At 42.8% G+C, this 17,635-nt stretch carries 16 protein-coding genes and 2 pseudogenes; 15 read left to right on the top strand and 3 right to left on the bottom strand.

The features are described from left to right. Positions 1–3 precede the first annotated feature (3 nt). Positions 4–594, bottom strand: coding sequence for a Smr/MutS family protein (locus EQY75_RS03630; RefSeq protein ID WP_246019981.1), 591 nt, complete (start codon positions 592–594; stop codon positions 4–6). An 88-nt stretch (positions 595–682) separates the two neighbouring features. On the opposite strand from EQY75_RS03630, the gene EQY75_RS03625 reads away from it, so the two are divergent. From EQY75_RS03625 to EQY75_RS03615, 3 genes are read left to right on the top strand one after another with little or no spacing between them, the layout of a single operon-like run. After that, a complete protein-coding gene (locus EQY75_RS03625) occupies positions 683–943 on the top strand; it encodes a DUF2752 domain-containing protein (protein ID WP_129606922.1) in 261 nt (86 codons plus the stop codon). Positions 944–956: 13 nt separating this feature from the next. After that, positions 957–1,289, top strand: a complete 333-nt coding sequence (locus EQY75_RS03620; protein ID WP_129602960.1) for a CCC motif membrane protein — start codon at positions 957–959, stop codon at positions 1,287–1,289. Between the two features lie 17 nt (positions 1,290–1,306). Then, complete coding sequence (locus EQY75_RS03615) at positions 1,307–1,615, top strand: CCC motif membrane protein (protein ID WP_129602958.1); 309 nt, start codon at positions 1,307–1,309, stop codon at positions 1,613–1,615. A 52-nt stretch (positions 1,616–1,667) separates the two neighbouring features. On the opposite strand, the gene EQY75_RS03610 is transcribed toward EQY75_RS03615, so the two are convergent. Further along, the gene (locus EQY75_RS03610) at positions 1,668–3,869 is read right to left on the bottom strand and encodes a RecQ family ATP-dependent DNA helicase (protein WP_129602956.1); all 2,202 of its coding nucleotides are present in this window, start codon (positions 3,867–3,869) and stop codon (positions 1,668–1,670) included. Positions 3,870–4,100: 231 nt separating this feature from the next. On the opposite strand from EQY75_RS03610, the gene EQY75_RS03605 reads away from it, so the two are divergent. The 4 genes and pseudogenes from EQY75_RS03605 (at position 4,101) to lptB (ending at position 7,032) form a co-directional block, all read left to right on the top strand. After that, positions 4,101–5,066, top strand: coding sequence for a KpsF/GutQ family sugar-phosphate isomerase (locus EQY75_RS03605; protein WP_129602954.1), 966 nt, complete (start codon positions 4,101–4,103; stop codon positions 5,064–5,066). Then, a pseudogene (gene tatC, locus EQY75_RS03600) lies at positions 5,066–5,904 on the top strand (twin-arginine translocase subunit TatC). The gene EQY75_RS03605 and the pseudogene tatC overlap by 1 nt, the downstream one beginning before the upstream one ends. Then, a complete protein-coding gene (locus tag EQY75_RS03595; protein ID WP_129602952.1) occupies positions 5,888–6,238 on the top strand; it encodes a carboxymuconolactone decarboxylase family protein in 351 nt (116 codons plus the stop codon). Before tatC ends, EQY75_RS03595 begins: the two are co-directional and overlap by 17 nt. 53 nt (positions 6,239–6,291) lie before the next feature. After that, positions 6,292–7,032, top strand: a complete 741-nt coding sequence (gene lptB / locus EQY75_RS03590) for an LPS export ABC transporter ATP-binding protein (RefSeq protein WP_129602950.1) — start codon at positions 6,292–6,294, stop codon at positions 7,030–7,032. 30 nt (positions 7,033–7,062) lie between these two features. Here the strand turns inward: lptB and EQY75_RS03585 are convergent, their stop codons facing one another. Then, the gene (locus EQY75_RS03585; RefSeq protein WP_129602948.1) at positions 7,063–7,821 is read right to left on the bottom strand and encodes a CDP-alcohol phosphatidyltransferase family protein; all 759 of its coding nucleotides are present in this window, start codon (positions 7,819–7,821) and stop codon (positions 7,063–7,065) included. Between the two features lie 183 nt (positions 7,822–8,004). Here EQY75_RS03585 and EQY75_RS03580 point away from each other — a divergent pair, with 183 nt between their 5' ends. The 8 genes and pseudogenes from EQY75_RS03580 (at position 8,005) to EQY75_RS03550 (ending at position 17,624) form a co-directional block, all read left to right on the top strand. After that, entirely contained in the window at positions 8,005–9,120 is a 1,116-nt protein-coding gene (locus EQY75_RS03580) for a lipoprotein N-acyltransferase Lnb domain-containing protein (protein WP_246019979.1), read from the top strand. Continuing rightward, positions 9,117–10,999, top strand: a pseudogene (locus EQY75_RS03575) (ABC-F family ATP-binding cassette domain-containing protein). The gene EQY75_RS03580 and the pseudogene EQY75_RS03575 overlap by 4 nt, the downstream one beginning before the upstream one ends. Before the next feature lie 17 nt (positions 11,000–11,016). Continuing rightward, complete coding sequence (locus tag EQY75_RS03570) at positions 11,017–11,532, top strand: hypothetical protein (RefSeq protein ID WP_129602944.1); 516 nt, start codon at positions 11,017–11,019, stop codon at positions 11,530–11,532. A 29-nt stretch (positions 11,533–11,561) separates the two neighbouring features. After that, positions 11,562–11,702 carry a hypothetical protein gene (locus EQY75_RS13960; protein WP_165200506.1) on the top strand — a complete coding sequence of 47 codons (141 nt, stop codon included), beginning with the start codon at positions 11,562–11,564 and terminating at the stop codon, positions 11,700–11,702. Positions 11,703–11,725: 23 nt separating this feature from the next. Beyond that, a complete protein-coding gene (locus tag EQY75_RS03565; RefSeq protein ID WP_129602942.1) occupies positions 11,726–12,301 on the top strand; it encodes a cob(I)yrinic acid a,c-diamide adenosyltransferase in 576 nt (191 codons plus the stop codon). 134 nt (positions 12,302–12,435) lie between these two features. Then, positions 12,436–12,660 carry a DUF2795 domain-containing protein gene (locus EQY75_RS03560; protein WP_013551418.1) on the top strand — a complete coding sequence of 75 codons (225 nt, stop codon included), beginning with the start codon at positions 12,436–12,438 and terminating at the stop codon, positions 12,658–12,660. A 198-nt stretch (positions 12,661–12,858) separates the two neighbouring features. Next, positions 12,859–16,221: a preprotein translocase subunit SecA gene (gene secA, locus EQY75_RS03555; RefSeq protein WP_129602940.1), complete on the top strand. Its 3,363-nt coding sequence runs from the start codon at positions 12,859–12,861 to the stop codon at positions 16,219–16,221. Between the two features lie 185 nt (positions 16,222–16,406). Further along, entirely contained in the window at positions 16,407–17,624 is a 1,218-nt protein-coding gene (locus EQY75_RS03550) for a sensor histidine kinase (protein ID WP_129602938.1), read from the top strand. Positions 17,625–17,635: the final 11 nt, after the last annotated feature.

The following is a 17,635-nucleotide window of genomic DNA, read 5'->3' as shown; positions in this document are numbered from 1 at the left end:
GCCCTATTCCGTTACGTTTTGATGGATATAGACTTCGGTTGCCCCGAGGCCGTATTTCTGGTAGTCTGCATCGTAATAGGTGATATTCGAATGTCTTCGGAAGAGATAATACAGCTCCTCTTTCAATACACCTTCGCCTACGCCATGGATAAAAACCACCTTCCTTATTCGTTTATTAATGGCGAAATTGAGTTGTCGCTTTGCCGTTTCCATTTGTATGGTGAGCATGTCGTAGTTGCTCATCCCCTTCGTGCTGGGCACCAATTGGTGGATGTGCAGGTCGACCTCCATTTTGGGAGCATTGCGCTCTTTGGGCTTTACAGCCTTTTTTTTTCGTTTACCGGGTATCTCCTTTTCCTTTTTAGCTTCCCTCACTTCATCTGAGCTGACGTCGATTTGGTGATGATCTGTTACCACCAGTACCTCCCTAAGACTAAAATCAAGTTCAAACCCCTCTTCGGTTAGCACCGTGACGGTATCGCCATCAATACGCACGGCGGTGCCTTCGATGGAATCATCGAGCACTTGTATCCGGTCTCCTTCTTTGATTTTCGCCATTTTACCCCGAAAATAAAACTCAGATTTTATTTTCATTGCTTAAAAATAATAGTATTTTTCGGACTGAGAATCTTAAACTTTTCCGGTGAACCTGGTTCTGATTTTATTTGCTGCCAAAGACCTGATGCTTCCGTGTCTAAGTAAACAAGTATTGGGCATTGACTGCCCGGGCTGCGGTATACAGCGATCTGTATTGTTTTTGATTCAGGGCGATTTTCTCGCTGCCTTTAAAATGTACCCTGCCATATATCCCATCCTCGGCTTATTTGGTTTTCTTGTGCTCGATCAATTTTTTAAAATAAAATTTGCCAATAAAATCAGTATTACTCTGATGATTACAAGTGTACTGCTGATCCTTATAAATTTTCTTATTAAATTAATATAACCACTAACTCTTTATGGAACAACAAAAACTACCTAATGTAACCATAGCCATTGTCCTGGCAATTTTATCTTATCTCTGTTGCTGTTTCTACGGTATTCCCGCTATTATCATGTCGGGAATAGGTCTCTTTCTGGTTAAGAAAGATGAAAAGACTTTTCTGGAAAATCCAGAACTCTATTCTAACCACAGTCAGCTTAAAACGGCCAAAATACTAGTCATAATAGGTCTGGTACTCGGTATTCTATTCCTTTTGTATATGATCTATAGCATCTATGCGATGGGCGGATGGGAAGAAGCCATGAGACAATCGCAGGAAATCATGGAGCAATTTGGTGTCGAAGAATAACCAACAAATAAACAAATATGAATCAACAATCACTGCCGGGGGCCAGCAACGCCCTAACCATGGGAATTCTCTCGGTTGTTCTCACCTTACTTTGCTGTGGACCTTTTGGAATTATTTTCACCATTTTAGGTCTTAACAGTGCCGGAAAGGCAGAACGACTCTACAACGAAAACCCCGGAATGTATACGGGATACGAAAATGTCAAAACAGGGAGAGTTCTGTCCTATGTTGGTCTGGCATTATCGATATGTTATCTCCTTTTCTTCATCCTTTATTTTGGTGCAATCATCGCCTTTATCTCAGCTGGAGAATTCAATGATTTTTAAACAAAAAAACCCCGGGAAGTTCCCGGGGTTTTTTTTATAATTTAAGAGGTGATCAATTGGCTACCTCGCTCATGAACTTAAGGCGATAGAGCCTTAGCTCTTCATCTTCGTAATCCCCATTAAACTCTTTTAAGGCCTCCTCTATATCGTCCGTCTCGGCATCCAGAAAATACTCGTGGATCTCCTCTTGCTGATCCTCATCGAGAATTTCGTCTATCCAGTACGCTAAATTAAGTTTCGTTCCACTAAAAACAATTTGCTCCATTTCCTTGACCAATTCTGGAATCTCCAGACCCTTGGCAGCAGCGATGTCATCCAGGGGTAATTTTCGATCTACATTCTGTATGATATACAATTTAAGACCGGAATTTGCCCCTGTACTCTTAACGACAAGGTCATCGGGCCTAATAATATCGTTTTCATCTACATAGTCTGCTATCATTTTGAGAAACGGGCGGCCGTATTTACGTGCCTTACCTTCCCCTACCCCGTGAATGGTGATCATTTCTTCCATTGAAATAGGATATTTCAAGGCCATGTCCTCTAGGGAAGGGTCTTGGAAAACCACAAATGGCGGCACGTCTAATTTATGAGCTTCTTTCTTCCTAAGATCCTTCAATAATCTAAGGAGGCGTTCGTCTGCCACCCCGGCCGAATTTTTAGCTGCACTTACGATAGCGTTATCCATCTCTTCATTGTATACATGATCTTTGGTCATCATGAATGAAACGGGATTTTTCAGGAACTCTTCACCTGCAGCTGTAACACGCAGGATTCCGTATTGTTCAATTTCCTTTTTTAGCAAGCCGGCTACCAAAGCTTGTCGGATCAATGCCATCCAGTATTCCTCTGGTTGGTCTGACCCGCTTCCAAATATATCCTTTCCCTCAATCTTATGTGATGCAATGAGGGCATTGGTGGTACCGATCAGTGTTTTTACAATCTCCTTGGATTTGAATTTTTCATTCGTTCCCTGAATCGCCTCTATCAATTTTACCAGATTATGCCCAGCTTCTTCTTTTTCTTTCGGATTACGGGCATTGTCATCCATATCGGCGCCCTCACCCTCTACCTCATCAAACTCCTCCCCAAAATAGTGTAGAATAAACTTTCTACGGGAAATCGAGGTTTCGGCGTAAGCCACTATTTCGTGCAACAAAGCGTTTCCGATCTCCTGTTCTGCTACAGGTTTTCCGGACATGAATTTTTCTAATTTTTCCACGTCCTTGTAAGAATAAAAAGCTAGGCAGTGTCCTTCCCCTCCATCTCTTCCTGCCCTACCGGTTTCCTGGTAATAGCTCTCAATACTTTTGGGAATATCATGGTGGATAACATATCTAACGTCGGGTTTGTCAATACCCATTCCAAAAGCGATAGTTGCGACTACGACATCTACATCTTCCATAAGGAACATATCCTGGTATTTGGAGCGGGTCTTGCTGTCAAATCCGGCGTGATAGGGCACTGCACTTACTCCGTTCACCTGGAGCACCTGAGCTAGCTCCTCTACTTTTTTCCTGCTAAGGCAATAGATAATTCCTGATTTTCCGGAGTTTTTCTTTACAAAGCGGATGATATCAGCATCTACATTTTTGGTTTTAGGACGTACCTCGTAGAATAAATTGGGCCGGTTAAAGGAAGCTTTAAAAAGTTTAGCGTCCGGAATGTCTAGATTTTTGATGATATCTTCCTGTACCTTGGGAGTTGCCGTAGCGGTGAGACCTATGATAGGTATATTTTCTCCCAGCCGGTTTATAATCGACCTCAGGTTTCGGTATTCAGGTCTGAAATCGTGACCCCATTCCGAAATACAATGTGCCTCGTCTATAGCGACAAAAGACAGGGTTACGGATTGAAGAAATTCGATATAATCTTCCTTGGTCAGGGATTCCGGGGCTACATAGAGCAACTTGGTGACCCCATCGACAATGTCTTGTTTAACCTGTTTAACTTCAGACTTGTTCAGGGAGGAGTTGAGAACATGTGCCACTCCTTCTTCTGATGAGATCCCCCTAAGGGCATCTACCTGATTTTTCATCAAGGCGATCAGAGGTGAAACCACGATGGCAGTTCCCTCTTTAATCAGCGCGGGTAGTTGATAGCACAACGATTTCCCGCCTCCCGTGGGCATAATAACAAAGGTATTATTCCCTGCGATAACATTTTTTATAACTGGTTCCTGTAGGCCCTTAAATGAAGAAAATCCGAAATATTTTTTAAGAGAGGTCTGCAGCTCCGTATCATTCAATACCATTCCCTAATTGTTTACTTAATCCCACTGGCATTTAGATTCCCATGCACTTCAATAAGCTTATTCTAATCTTTAACGTTCTTCGGGTTGTAGTAGTATTTTTATGGTTGTATTAGAATACCCTGTAAATAACTTTGTGTAATTTTGTTTTCTTAAATATAATACATTCTTTTAGAAACCGATTATATTTTACGACAAAATCTATATACCAAATCACCTTAATCAGAGGAAATATTGAACCGTAGGAAAGGCATTCTGGAACTGGCGAAAAAAACAATGCAGACCGAAGGAGATGCCATTAAGCACCTGGCCTCTTTTCTCGATCAGCAGTTTGTGGATGCCATAGATGCTATTTACACCGGCGACGGCAGGGTTGTTATAACGGGAATAGGAAAAAGCGCTTTGATCGCCTCAAAGATCGTTGCCACATTGAATTCAACCGGCACACCTGCAATTTTTATGCACGCAGCTGATGCTATTCACGGAGATCTGGGTACGATTCAGCAAAAGGATATCGTGATATGCATCTCCAAAAGTGGCAACACTCCAGAAATAAAATTACTTGTACCCCTGATTAAATCGGGGAGCAACAAACTAATCGCCATTACCGGTAACCCGGAATCCTTTTTGGCTGAACAATCCGACTTTGTTCTCAACACCTATGTAGAGAAGGAAGCCTGCCCAAACAACCTCGCGCCTACCACCAGTACCACGGCACAGTTGGTTATGGGAGATGCCCTTGCTATTTGTCTGTTGGAACTTAGGGGTTTTAGTTCAAAAGACTTTGCCAAATTTCATCCCGGAGGTACCTTAGGTAAAAAGTTGTATTTGCGAGTTGGGGATATAGCCGTAAAAAATATGGTCCCTAAAGTGGAGGCCGATTCTGCCGTTAAAGAGGTAATCGTTGAGATCTCAGAAAAAATGCTGGGTGTTGCTGCGGTTCTCAAAAATGGAAAACTAGTGGGCGTGGTAACAGATGGGGACATCAGGCGAATGCTGAATAAATACGAGAACATTAATGGTCTTAAGGCCAAAGACATAATGACTACCCATCCCAAAACAATTGAACCGGGCGTTCTGGCAGTTAAAGCCTTAAACGAAATGCAGTCTAATGGCATTTCGCAACTGCTGGTTGCAGAAAAAGGAGTTTACCAGGGTGTGGTTCACTTGCACAACCTAATTAACGAAGGAATACTTTAATGGCTGAAAAAACCAAGGATCCCAACGAAATGTCTTTCCTGGACCACTTGGAAGAGCTGCGGTGGCATTTGATCCGTTCTACCCTGGCGGTCGTAATCATAGGTATTGTGGCCTTCCTTATGAAGGACTTTATTTTTGACACGGTTATATTTGGGCCTAAAAAACCCGATTTCCCTACTTACGGTGTCTTTTGCAAATTGTCAAAAATGCTGGGATTCAGCGAGGCTTTTTGCAGCACTGAACCCCTGTTTCGGGTTCAGAGCAGAGTTATGGCCGGGCAGTTTTCTGCCCATATTTGGACCTCTATTTGGGCTGGTTTTATCCTGGCCTTTCCATATATCCTTTATGAAATGTGGAAATTCATTAGTCCGGGCCTCTACGAAAAAGAAAGAAAGAATTCCAGGGGATTTATCTTCGTTGCCTCTCTGCTGTTTTTTATGGGCGTACTTTTCGGATACTATGTGGTTGCCCCGCTTTCGATCAACTTCCTGGGCAGTTACACCGTAAGTGAAGAGGTTTTTAACGACATCGATCTCAGTTCTTATATTTCAACCGTCCGCGCTGCGGTGATCGCCTGTGGTTTAATCTTCGAATTGCCCATTATTATATTTTTCCTCACAAAAGTGGGCCTTGTGACTCCGGAAATCCTGAAAAAGTATCGAAAGATAGCCCTGGTGATCGTATTGATCATTTCGGCTGTGATCACCCCTCCCGATGTTGCCAGTCAGATTATCGTCGCAGTGCCTGTATTAATCCTCTATCAACTCAGTATTTTATCTCCGGATACGTCCTCAAACGAGAAGCCAAAAAATCTAAAAAACATGCCAAATCAACTTGAAGAATACCGCGATTATCGTTCAAGAATGAACGAAAAACTACTGGGAGCCGACAACAAACTGATCAAGCGGATTTTTAACCTCGATACCAATGCCTATAAAGAGGGAGCCCTAGATGTAAAGACCAAAGAATTGCTCGGCCTGGTGGCCTCTGCAGTATTGCGATGCGATGATTGTGTAAAATACCATTTGGAGAGTGCCCGGAAAGCAGGGGCGAATACAGAAGAGGTCATGGAGACCCTGGGGATAGCTACCCTCGTTGGAGGAACCATTGTCATTCCCCACCTGAGGAGAGCCTATGAATTCTGGGAATTATTGGAAACCCAGGAAGGTTAAAATAATTCTAATTCCTTTCCCCTCCCTTCGGAATACCTTAGTTTTGATTTGAAATGAAGCTCAGAGCAGAAAATATAATGAAGGCCTACCGCGGCCGAAAAGTAGTGAAAGGAATTTCCCTTGAAGTGAATCAGGGTGAGATTGTCGGACTGCTGGGTCCCAACGGAGCCGGAAAGACGACCTGTTTTTACATGATAGTGGGATTGATCAAACCCAATGGAGGAAAAATATTTCTCGATGATACTGAGATCACGAAGTATCCGATGTACAAAAGGGCACAAAATGGGATAGGATACCTGGCCCAGGAAGCTTCGGTTTTTCGAAAACTGAGCATCGAAAAGAACATTTTAAGCGTCCTTCAGCTTACCAAACTCAGCAAGAAAGAGCAGTACATGAAAATGGAGCAGCTCATTGAAGAATTTGGGTTGGGCCATATCCGCAAGAACCGCGGGGATCTGCTTTCAGGAGGAGAACGAAGAAGAACTGAAATTGCGAGGGCCCTGGCTACAGACCCCAAGTTTATTTTACTCGATGAACCTTTCGCCGGTGTCGATCCCGTAGCGGTGGAAGACATACAGCGAATCGTCGCTCAATTGAAAAACAAGAATATCGGTATCCTGATCACCGATCACAATGTTCAGGAGACACTGGCCATCACAGAGCGGTCTTACCTTATGTTTGAAGGCGGCATATTGAAATCGGGCGTGCCCGAATTATTGGCCGAAGATGAGATGGTGAGAAAAGTCTATTTAGGGCAGAATTTTGAACTTCGCAAGAAGAAACTTGAATTCTGATTCTCTTAATCCCCCAAAAATACTTCGAATTTAATCCTCCTTACCAACGGAGGAAGAATCCGTTTTAAAAAACAATAAGGAACTCATCAGGTAAATTACTATAATCGCCGGTACAGCCAGGAATTTCATCGTTCCAATACAGAACAGACTCACGATAATAAACACATAACGTAAAGCATTCTCTTTGAACCCCAGGCTCTTGAACTTCAGGGAAAACAAATGGATTTGAGCATTGAGCAAGACCGAACTGACAACTGTGAGCCCTACCAAAAACCAGGGATTCAAAATAATAGAATTTAGGGCGTCATTGCCGTTAAACAGCAGTATCATAGGTAACGAAACAATCAACAGGGCATTGGCCGGAGTAGGCAGGCCAATAAAGGATGTGGTCTGATTCTCATCGATATTAAATCGGCCCAGACGCAAAGCTGAGGACATCGTAATCACAAACCCGAAAAAAGGTAAAGAGCTCGCCAGCGAAAACGAAAATTCGCCTGTCTCAGGCTCCGAAACTACTTCACCCCCGAGGCTCAGGCTAAGCAATTGAAACATAACTACCCCGGGTACCAGACCGAAGGTGATCACATCAGCCAGAGAATCCAATTGTAATCCCAGCTCACTTTGGACCTTTAATTTACGTGCAGCTAGGCCGTCTGAGAAATCAAATATCAGGCCCAACAAGACCAGAAAAGCCATAGTCTCCCATTCGTTTTTTGCCGCAAAAATGACGGCTACTGAACCCGCGAAAACATTTAGAAGCGTAAGAAAATTGGGAATATGCCGTTTCACTCAGGTACTTTTCTGTAAAAATAGTATAAATTTTGAGGAAGCTGTTTTGTCCCATTAATTATTCAGATATTTGCTGTAATACTCGACTTTGCCTTAAGCTGCGCTTACCTAATGACACCAAAGCACTTTATTTTTTTATTATTTTACTTCGTTGGGATCTCACTGTATTCTCAAGCTGAACCTTTGTCTGAAAAAGCAATAATCAGCGTGATCACGTGTGGCCCCGGAACAGAGCTATACTCCTCCTTTGGTCATAGTGCCTTCAGGGTGCAGGATAGTGAAAAAGGTATCGATTGGATCTATAATTACGGTACGTTCAATTTCAATACTCCTAATTTCTACGGCAAGTTTGCCAGAGGTAAATTGTTGTATTCTTTGAGCAAGCAAAGGTTTGCAAACTTCCTCTATGCCTACGAACTTGAAAACAGGTGGGTAAAAGAACAACTGCTCGATATATCTGCGCAGGATAAAAATGAGATTTTCTCCTTCCTGGAAAACAACTACAAACCGCAGAACAGGGACTACAAATACGACTTCCTCTTGGAAAACTGTTCCACAAAGATTCCCGAAGTATTATCCGCAGCCCTGGGGAACGATATCGTATATGTGAATTACTTACAGGATCAGAATTACACCTTCAGAGATCTGATTCAGCAAAAACTAGTCCGAAATTCCTGGTCGAGTTTTGGAATTGATCTCGCCCTGGGTGCGGTGATTGACCGTGAGGCCGCCTATCAAGAATACATGTTTTTGCCAGATTACGTCTTTGCGCAGCTGGAAAATACGCTGCTGAACGAGAAACCGCTAGTGGAAAGAGAGAGGACTATCCTCGATTATCAATTGCAGAACAGGGGTGGCTTTTTTACTTCTTCTCCTATGTTTTGGTTTGGTCTTTTATTTCTCTTTACAGCAACTATAACCTTTATCGATTATCGAAACAAGGTCCGCAGTAAGGTAATGGATATCATTCTATTTCTACTGACCGGACTTACAGGATGCCTGATTGTATTTTTGTGGTTTTTTACCGACCACACGGCAACAGCATTAAACCTGAACGTGTTTTGGGCTTTTCCCCTGAACCTGGTGCCCTTATATTACCTTTTACGGGGAGATAGGCTTCCTAACTGGGGAATTCCCTACCTGATATGCCTATTAATTTTTCTGGCCATTACCGTATTGATCTGGATTTTGGGAATCCAACTTTTTTCACCTATCCTGGCCATAATTCTGGCTACTCTGGGGCTGCGATATGGATTTTTACTTTACCACAACAGGAAAATTGTAACTGGGACAAAATGAACTTGATATCTGTAGAGGGAATTTCAAAATCGTATGGGGAACGGGTTCTATTTTCCGATCTTTCTTTCGGAATCAATAAGGAGCAAAAAATAGCCCTTATAGCTCAGAACGGGACAGGAAAAACTTCTATCCTCAATATTCTCGCAGGCAGGGATAAGGCCGATGATGGAAGGGTAACCCTGCGGAATAACATCAGGATTTCCTACCTCGAACAAGACCCGGACCTTAATGACGATATCACAATTGAAGAATGTATATTCCGATCAGATAATGAAGTCTTGCAGGTTATCAGGAATTACGAACACGCCTTGGAAAATCCCGAAAATGAAAAGCGATATCAGAAGGCCTTCGAAGCGATGGAACGTTTTAACGCCTGGGATTTTGAAACCCAATACAAGCAAATTCTCTTTAAACTTCAACTCGAGGACCTCGATGCTAAAGTAGGTACCCTCTCGGGGGGCAAAAAAAGCGAATAGCCCTTGCCAATGCATTGCTAAATAAACCCGACTTACTCATTCTGGATGAACCTACCAACCATCTGGATCTGGAAATGATCGAATGGCTGGAAAGCTATTTTTCACGAGAAAATATTACGCTCTTTATGGTCACTCACGACCGATATTTTCTGGAGCGGGTGTGCAATGAAATTTTGGAATTGGATCAGGGTCAACTGTATTCATACAAAGGAAATTACAGTTACTACCTTGAAAAAAAAGAGGCCCGCGAACTGCAACGCGCATCTGAATTACACAAGACAAAACAGCTTTTTAAAAAAGAGCTCGATTGGATGCGTCGCCAACCGAAGGCCAGGACTACAAAGTCTAAATCCCGTATTGACGACTTTCACGAGATTAAGAGCAGAGCACAACAGAGAAGAAAAGAGCACATAGTGCAACTGGAGATCAATATGGAACGCCTTGGCAGTAAGATCCTGGAGTTTCACAATGTGGTAAAAGCCTATCCTCAAACCCCTATCCTCGACAAATTCAACTATTCCTTCTTAAAAGGAGAACGCCTTGGGATTATTGGAAATAATGGGACGGGTAAGACCACCTTTCTCAACCTGATAACAGGCAGGGAACAAGCAGACGGTGGCAAAATTACAACCGGGGAAACCATAAAATTTGGCTATTACACACAGGAGGGTATTACGGTGAAGCCCGGACAGAAAGTAATTGAGGTGATCAGGGAATTTGGAGAGTACATTCCTTTAAAAAAAGGAAGGCAGCTTTCAGCCCAACAATTGCTGGAACGTTTCCTCTTTGATCGTAAAAAGCAGTATGATTTTGTAGAGAAGCTCAGTGGTGGAGAACGGAAGCGACTGTATTTGTGTACGGTCCTGATTCAAAACCCAAACTTCCTCATTCTCGATGAACCCACCAATGACCTGGATGTGGTTACTCTTAATGTCCTTGAGGACTTTCTACTCGATTATCCCGGTTGCCTGGTAGTAGTCTCCCACGATCGTTATTTTATGGACAAAATCGTGGATCACCTTTTTGTTTTCAGGGGAGATGGAGTTATTGAAGATTTCCCGGGCAACTATTCTGATTTCAGGGCTTATGAGGATAGTGTAGAGCATCAGAAAAGAAATGGAACCAGGGAAGTGAAGTCTGATCAGGAGACGGAGAAAACACCCTGGAAAGAAAAGGGAAGCGGGAATTCCCTGTCTTATCTGGAGCAAAAGGAATTCAAACAGTTAGAGCGGGAAATTCAGCGATTGGAATCAAAGAAAAAAGAGCTTCAGGACGCCTTCCTCGATTCAAATTTAAGTCCGGAAGAAATCGAAGACCTTTCAAAATCCCTGAGCCAGGTTGAGGAGCAAATTGAGGGTAAAACAGAACGCTGGTATGAAATCTCCCTCCTCAGCGAGCAATAGGCACCAACGGTAAAAAGATGATAATAGGACATATGTTTCGGATCCTTACCTATTTTTCTTTTATCATTCGTTCCACCAACCACCACGGAGTCCATTCTCCCTTTGTTTATGAATACTTAACACGTTGTCTTTATAAAAAGAGCCCGACATCGCTACCGAAAATCCAGGAGATCCTGGGTAAAAGTATCCCGTATTTCAATTACAATACTATCGGGTTGTTCTCTGAGCCACAGCAATTCTATCAAAGCATCAGGCAAGAGTTTCCGGATCTTAGATATAACAAGGAACCCTTTGACCTGGTATTCATCCGTCAAAATCAGTTAGAGAAGGTTGATTTTGAATCGCTCAAGCCCCTTTGTCACAACCGCAGTATGATCCTAATCGAAGGCATATATGCCAATAGGAGAAACAGTGAATTCTGGAAGACACTATACAAAAAAGATTGGGTGACTGTTTCCATAGATTTCTATTACGGCGGAATACTTTTCCTCAGAAGGGAACAAGAAAAGCAACATTTCCGCATTAGGATATAATGCCTTAATTTTATAGTGAAATAAGGGTTATGGATAATACTATCTTCTATGTTTTAGGTTTAGTGGCCGTAATTTATATCGCTCTTTCGGTATTCAATAAAAAAAGATCAAAAGATCGCAAATCCAGGAAGTTTATGGAGGGATACGAGCGAAAGAAAAAGAAAGACTAAGGAACGCTACCTAAGATCACTTTATGAAAATTTATACAAAAACAGGAGACCGGGGAACAACTGCCTTGTTTGGAGGTACCCGTGTTCCAAAACACCATATTCGCATTGAGAGCTATGGCACTGTAGATGAATTAAATACCTGGTTGGGGCTTTTGCGCGATCAGGATATCAAAAACAGGCATAAGGAGACTTTGATGAAGGTACAGAAAGACCTTTTTACCATAGGGGCCATCCTGGCCACCGATCCTGATAAAGCGGTGCTGAAAAGCGGGAAAGAACGACTCGACATTCCAAAAATCAGAAAGGAAGAGATCCAGATGCTGGAAGACGAGATGGACAGGATGGATGAATCGCTCCCTGCGATGACCCATTTTATACTTCCCGGAGGCCATCAGGTAGTGTCATACTGTCATATTGCCAGGACCGTTTGCCGCAGAGCAGAACGTATGGCCTGCCTTTTAAATGAACATCAACCCTTTGATCCCGATGTCTTATCTTACATAAACAGGCTTTCAGATTACTTATTTGTCCTTTCAAGAGCCCTGGCCTATGAACTAAAGGCAGAAGAAATAAAATGGATACCTGAAAAAAAAGGCTAATATTTTGCTTATTTCGTCGTTATGAGAATAGCAAAACCGGGATTTTTGCAAAAATTTCGTAATTAAAGCCCTAAAAACTTGGTAGTCTGGGTTTAAAAATTACTTTTGCAAAAATTACAAATTATACTTTTACCATGTATTGGACCTTAGAATTAGCTTCCTATTTGAGCGACGCGCCCTGGCCGGCCACTAAAGACGAATTGATCGATTATGCGATCCGGACGGGAGCTCCCTTGGAAGTAGTAGAAAACCTTCAGTCTATGGAAGAAGAAGGGGGAGAAATCTATGAAAGCATTGAAGAGATATGGCCTGATTATCCTACGGAGGAGGACTATCTCTGGAATGAAGATGAATACTAATAGAATATTCAAATAGCGTTAAAAAGTCTCTTCGGAGGCTTTTTTTTTATGTAATTTTGACATACTTAAAGACGAAAATCCGGTATTTTCAAAAGTGGAATGGCTTTTGACCCAGTATATCGGTTGGCAAAGAATTTAGATAAATATACCCCTGCCCACACTACTGCCTGAGAAAGGGAAGGGGAAAAGGATAATTTCATGAGTTTATTAAATAATGTTATAAAAGCGTTCGTCGGGGATAAATCCAAACGGGACGTGAAAGAATTGCGCCCGCTGGTAGACGATATTAATGCCTTTGGAGCACAGCTTCAGGCGTTGTCAAATGATGACCTCCGCGCCAAAACAAACGAATTCAGGGCGATAATTTCTGAAGCCTGCTCAAGCCTTACAGCTGAGATTGATAAGATCAAGCAAGAAGTAGATCAATCCACTGATATTGATAAGAATGAAGAACTCTATGCGGAGATCGACAAATTAGAGGAAGAAGCATATAAAATTACACAGGAAACCCTGGATAAATTGCTTCCCGAAGCTTTTGCCGTAGTAAAGGAGACGGCCACAAGATTCAAAGAAAATGAAACTCTGGAAGTCACGGCTACAGAGAACGATCGCATTCTTTCAGGAACCAAGGACTACGTTAGCCTTGAAGGGGATAAAGCCATATGGAAGAATTCCTGGGATGCAGCCGGAAAAGAAGTGACCTGGGATATGGTTCACTACGATGTGCAGCTTATAGGTGGTATTGCCCTGCACCAGGGAAAAGTTGCGGAAATGCAGACGGGAGAAGGAAAAACTCTGGTAGCTACCTTGCCTTTGTACCTCAATGCCCTTCCGGGAAAAGGAACCCATCTGGTAACAGTCAATGATTATCTGGCAAAAAGGGATAGTGCCTGGATGGGGCCCATTTTTGAGTTTCATGGTCTTACTGTTGACTGTATAGACAAACACAAACCTAATTCTGATGGTCGTAGAGCTGCCTACAACGCAGATGTTACCTACGGGACCAACAATGAATTTGGCTTTGATTACCTAAGGGATAATATGGCCCATACGCCTAGTGACCTAGTGCAGAGGCCGCACTATTATGCCATCGTGGATGAGGTTGACTCGGTTTTGATCGATGACGCCAGAACACCGCTTATCATTTCCGGGCCCGTTCCGGAAGGAGATCGGCACGAATTCAACGAACTCAGGCCCAAGGTGACGGATATCGTTGAAAAACAACGCAAACATCTCACATCTGTGTTGGCTGAGGCAAAGAAAAAAATAGCAGAAGGTGATACCAAGGAAGGAGGCCTTCTACTTTTAAGAGTGCATCGTGGACTTCCCAAGAACAAAGCGCTCATCAAATACCTGAGTGAAGAAGGGATTAAGCAATTATTGCAGAAAACCGAGAACTTTTACATGCAGGACAACAACAGAGAAATGCCTGTTGTAGATTCTGATCTCCTATTCGTCATTGACGAAAAAAACAATCAGATCGAATTAACAGATCAGGGCATTGAATACATCTCCGGGGATCAGGCCAAGGATTTCTTTGTAATGCCGGACATTGGCAGTGAAATTGCCAAAATTGAGAATCAGGAACTGGAAATTGAAGAAGAAGCCAAGCTAAAAGAAGAACTGTTCAAGGATTTTGCCGTAAAGAGCGAGCGTATCCATACTATGAGTCAGCTTCTCAAAGCCTATACCCTGTTTGAAAAGGATGTAGAATACGTGGTCATTGATAACAAGGTGATGATCGTGGATGAGCAGACAGGGAGGATTATGGACGGAAGGCGTTATTCTGACGGACTTCACCAGGCAATTGAGGCTAAGGAAAATGTGAAAATTGAGGCGATGACGCAGACCTTTGCCACCGTCACTTTGCAGAACTATTTCCGAATGTACAATAAGCTCTCGGGGATGACCGGTACTGCGGTAACCGAGGCAGGAGAACTCTGGGAGATCTACAAACTGGATGTGATGGAAATCCCTACAAACAAACCCATTGCCAGGGATGACCGTCAGGACCTTATCTATAAGACCAAAAGAGAAAAGTACAACGCAATTATAGACGAGGTTACGGAACTTTCCAAACAGGGAAGACCCGTACTTATTGGTACCACCTCCGTTGAAATCTCAGAACTTCTGTCCCGGATGCTAAACATCAGGAAAGTACAGCACAATGTTCTTAATGCCAAGCTTCACAAGAAGGAAGCCGACATTGTTGCTGAAGCCGGAAATCCGGGAGTAGTGACCATTGCCACGAACATGGCAGGTAGGGGTACGGATATCAAACTCTCTGACCAGGTAAAAAAAGCGGGAGGACTTGCGATCATCGGTACTGAACGGCACGACTCCAGGAGGGTAGACCGCCAGCTCAGAGGACGTTCGGGAAGACAGGGAGACCCCGGAAGTTCGCAGTTTTACGTTTCATTGGAAGACAACCTCATGCGTTTATTCGGTTCAGATCGGGTTGCCAAGATGATGGACAGGATGGGACTTGAAGAAGGAGAAGTAATTCAGCACTCCATGATGACGAAGTCGATCGAGCGAGCCCAGAAAAAGGTAGAAGAAAACAACTTCGGTATCAGAAAGAGATTGTTGGAATACGACGATGTGATGAACGCGCAGCGGGAAGTAGTTTACAAACGCAGAAGACACGCTCTTCAGGGTGAACGCTTAAAAGTAGACATTGCCAACATGATCTATGATACCTGTGAAGTTATCTCAGAATTCAATAAAGAGGCTAATGATTATAAGAATTTTGAGTTTGAACTGATCAAGTATTTCTCCATTACCTCCCCTATTGCTGAGGAGGAATTCAGTAAGCTCAGTTATCTTGAAATCAGTAATAAAATTTATACGGCTGTCTATGATCATTACCGGGAAAAGATGGAACGCAGCGCAGCAACTGCATTTCCGGTAATCAAAAAAGTATATGAGGACAGTGCAAATAAGTACGAACGAATCGTTGTTCCTTTTACCGATGGGATAAAGACCCTTAATGTAGTTACGGACCTTAAAAATGCGTACGAAAGCAATGGTAAACAGTTGATTACAGATTTTGAGAAGAATATTACCCTGGCTATCATCGATGAGGCCTGGAAGACTCACCTTCGAAAAATGGATGAATTAAAACAGTCTGTTCAGCTTGCCGTACACGAACAGAAGGATCCACTGTTGATCTATAAATTTGAAGCCTTTGAGCTTTTTAAAGGAATGATAGAGAAGGTAAATAAAGATGTGGTTTCCTTCCTTTTCAAAGGAGAATTGCCATCCGGTAATACAGAAGAAATTCAGGAAGCGAGAAATGTTCGTCGTTCTAAGGAAGCTTTAAAAACTACCAAGGAAGAAATACCAAATAGCGATGAACTGGCGGCCCAGAATCGTGCGGCAGGTCAGACCCAACAAGGCAGACCTCAGGTAACAGAGACCATTGTCCGGGACCGGCCCAAAATTGGTCGTAATGACCGGGTCACGATCAAAAATGTTATGTCCGGTGAAAGTAAAACCATCAAGTACAAGCAGGCAGAGCCCTTGCTGGATAAGGGTGAGTGGGTGCTTATAGAGAATTAGTATCCAAGATATAATCAAGAAAAAGGACAGTCTAAAGGCTGTCTTTTTTTTATCCATTTGTCTTTGTGGGATTAACTTTAGCACGTTTTAGTATTGATTATCTTATAAAACATAAGTAGCTTTACATCATAGGTTTAGGAGAAAAGGCGTTAAAAGCCCCAGAAAATCAGCTAAATTCGGAGGTTATGAAAAAAAATTACATCGACCAGGAACGGTTCCGGGATAAGGAAAGGCTACTGATCAAAGCGACCAATTACACATCCGTGCTCAGTCTGGCCTTTTTTGTGATTTGCTATTTTTTCCTGAATATACAAACAGCTTTTTCCTTTATTTTCCTTTTCTACGCCCTCTTTAGCCTTGCCAATACCTATGCCTATAAAACACATAAGAATCAATCCCTTACTTATAATATTTCTTCCATAACCAGTCTGGTTTCCACTGTTGCAATCGTTATGATGAGCGGAGGAATCCAGAGTCCGTTTATCTTTGCCCTGGGCTTATTGGTCCTGGCCGGCTATGCCACCACTCGGTCCTACGGGAAGACATATCTCTTTGTGATTACAATCCTTACCATCCTCCTTTTTGCACAAAACAGATTTATGTCATGGGACGTTGTTAATCACATCCCCGAAAATTCCAGAGATATTTTTGCCTTGCTTAGCATCCTCTTTACCATTTATCTGCTGGGAGGGATTTTTGGAAAGGACCTGATGATTGTACACCACAAGCTCTACAAATCAAAAAGAGAAATGAAAGCACGTGGAGAAGAAAAAGACACCTTGTTAAAGGAAGTCCACCACAGGGTTAAAAACAATTTGCAAACCGTATCCAGCCTTCTGAGCCTGCAGGGGCGATCTATCTCCGATGCCAAAACCAAGAGCATCCTCAAAAGCAGTCAGAACCGGGTTATTTCCATGGCGATGGTGCACGAGATGCTGTACATGAGAGAAGATCTTTCGAAAATACAGTACAAAACCTATGTAAGGGAATTAAGTGAGTACCTGATTAAGTCCTTGAAAGGAGCGAACAATAAGGTCTCCCTTAATATAGATATCCCGGATATTGAATTGGGAATCGATACCGCGATCCCCCTGGGCTTGCTGATCAATGAAGCCATTACGAATTCGCTTAAATACGGCATCAAAGACGATCACGAAGGCGAAATTCACATTTCAATCAACCAGGAAGACGAACACAGTTATGTTCTGGAGATCGGTGACAATGGTTCGGGCTTTGCAGAGACGGTAAATGTAAAAAACAGTACCTCCCTTGGCCTTAAACTGATCCACAATCTCGCCCGTCAGCTAAAGGGAACAATTACCAGAGATCCTTCCAAAAAAGGTACCCACTATATCGTGAAATTCAGGGAAATAGAGCCACAGCCCTTCCCCTCCGTGGCCTAACAAATCCCTGC

The organism is Muriicola soli (assembly GCF_004139715.1).
Classification (GTDB): domain Bacteria; phylum Bacteroidota; class Bacteroidia; order Flavobacteriales; family Flavobacteriaceae; genus Muriicola; species Muriicola soli.
The sequence above is the reverse complement of the archived record's forward strand: the minus strand, read 5'-3'. Positions and strand labels throughout refer to the sequence as shown.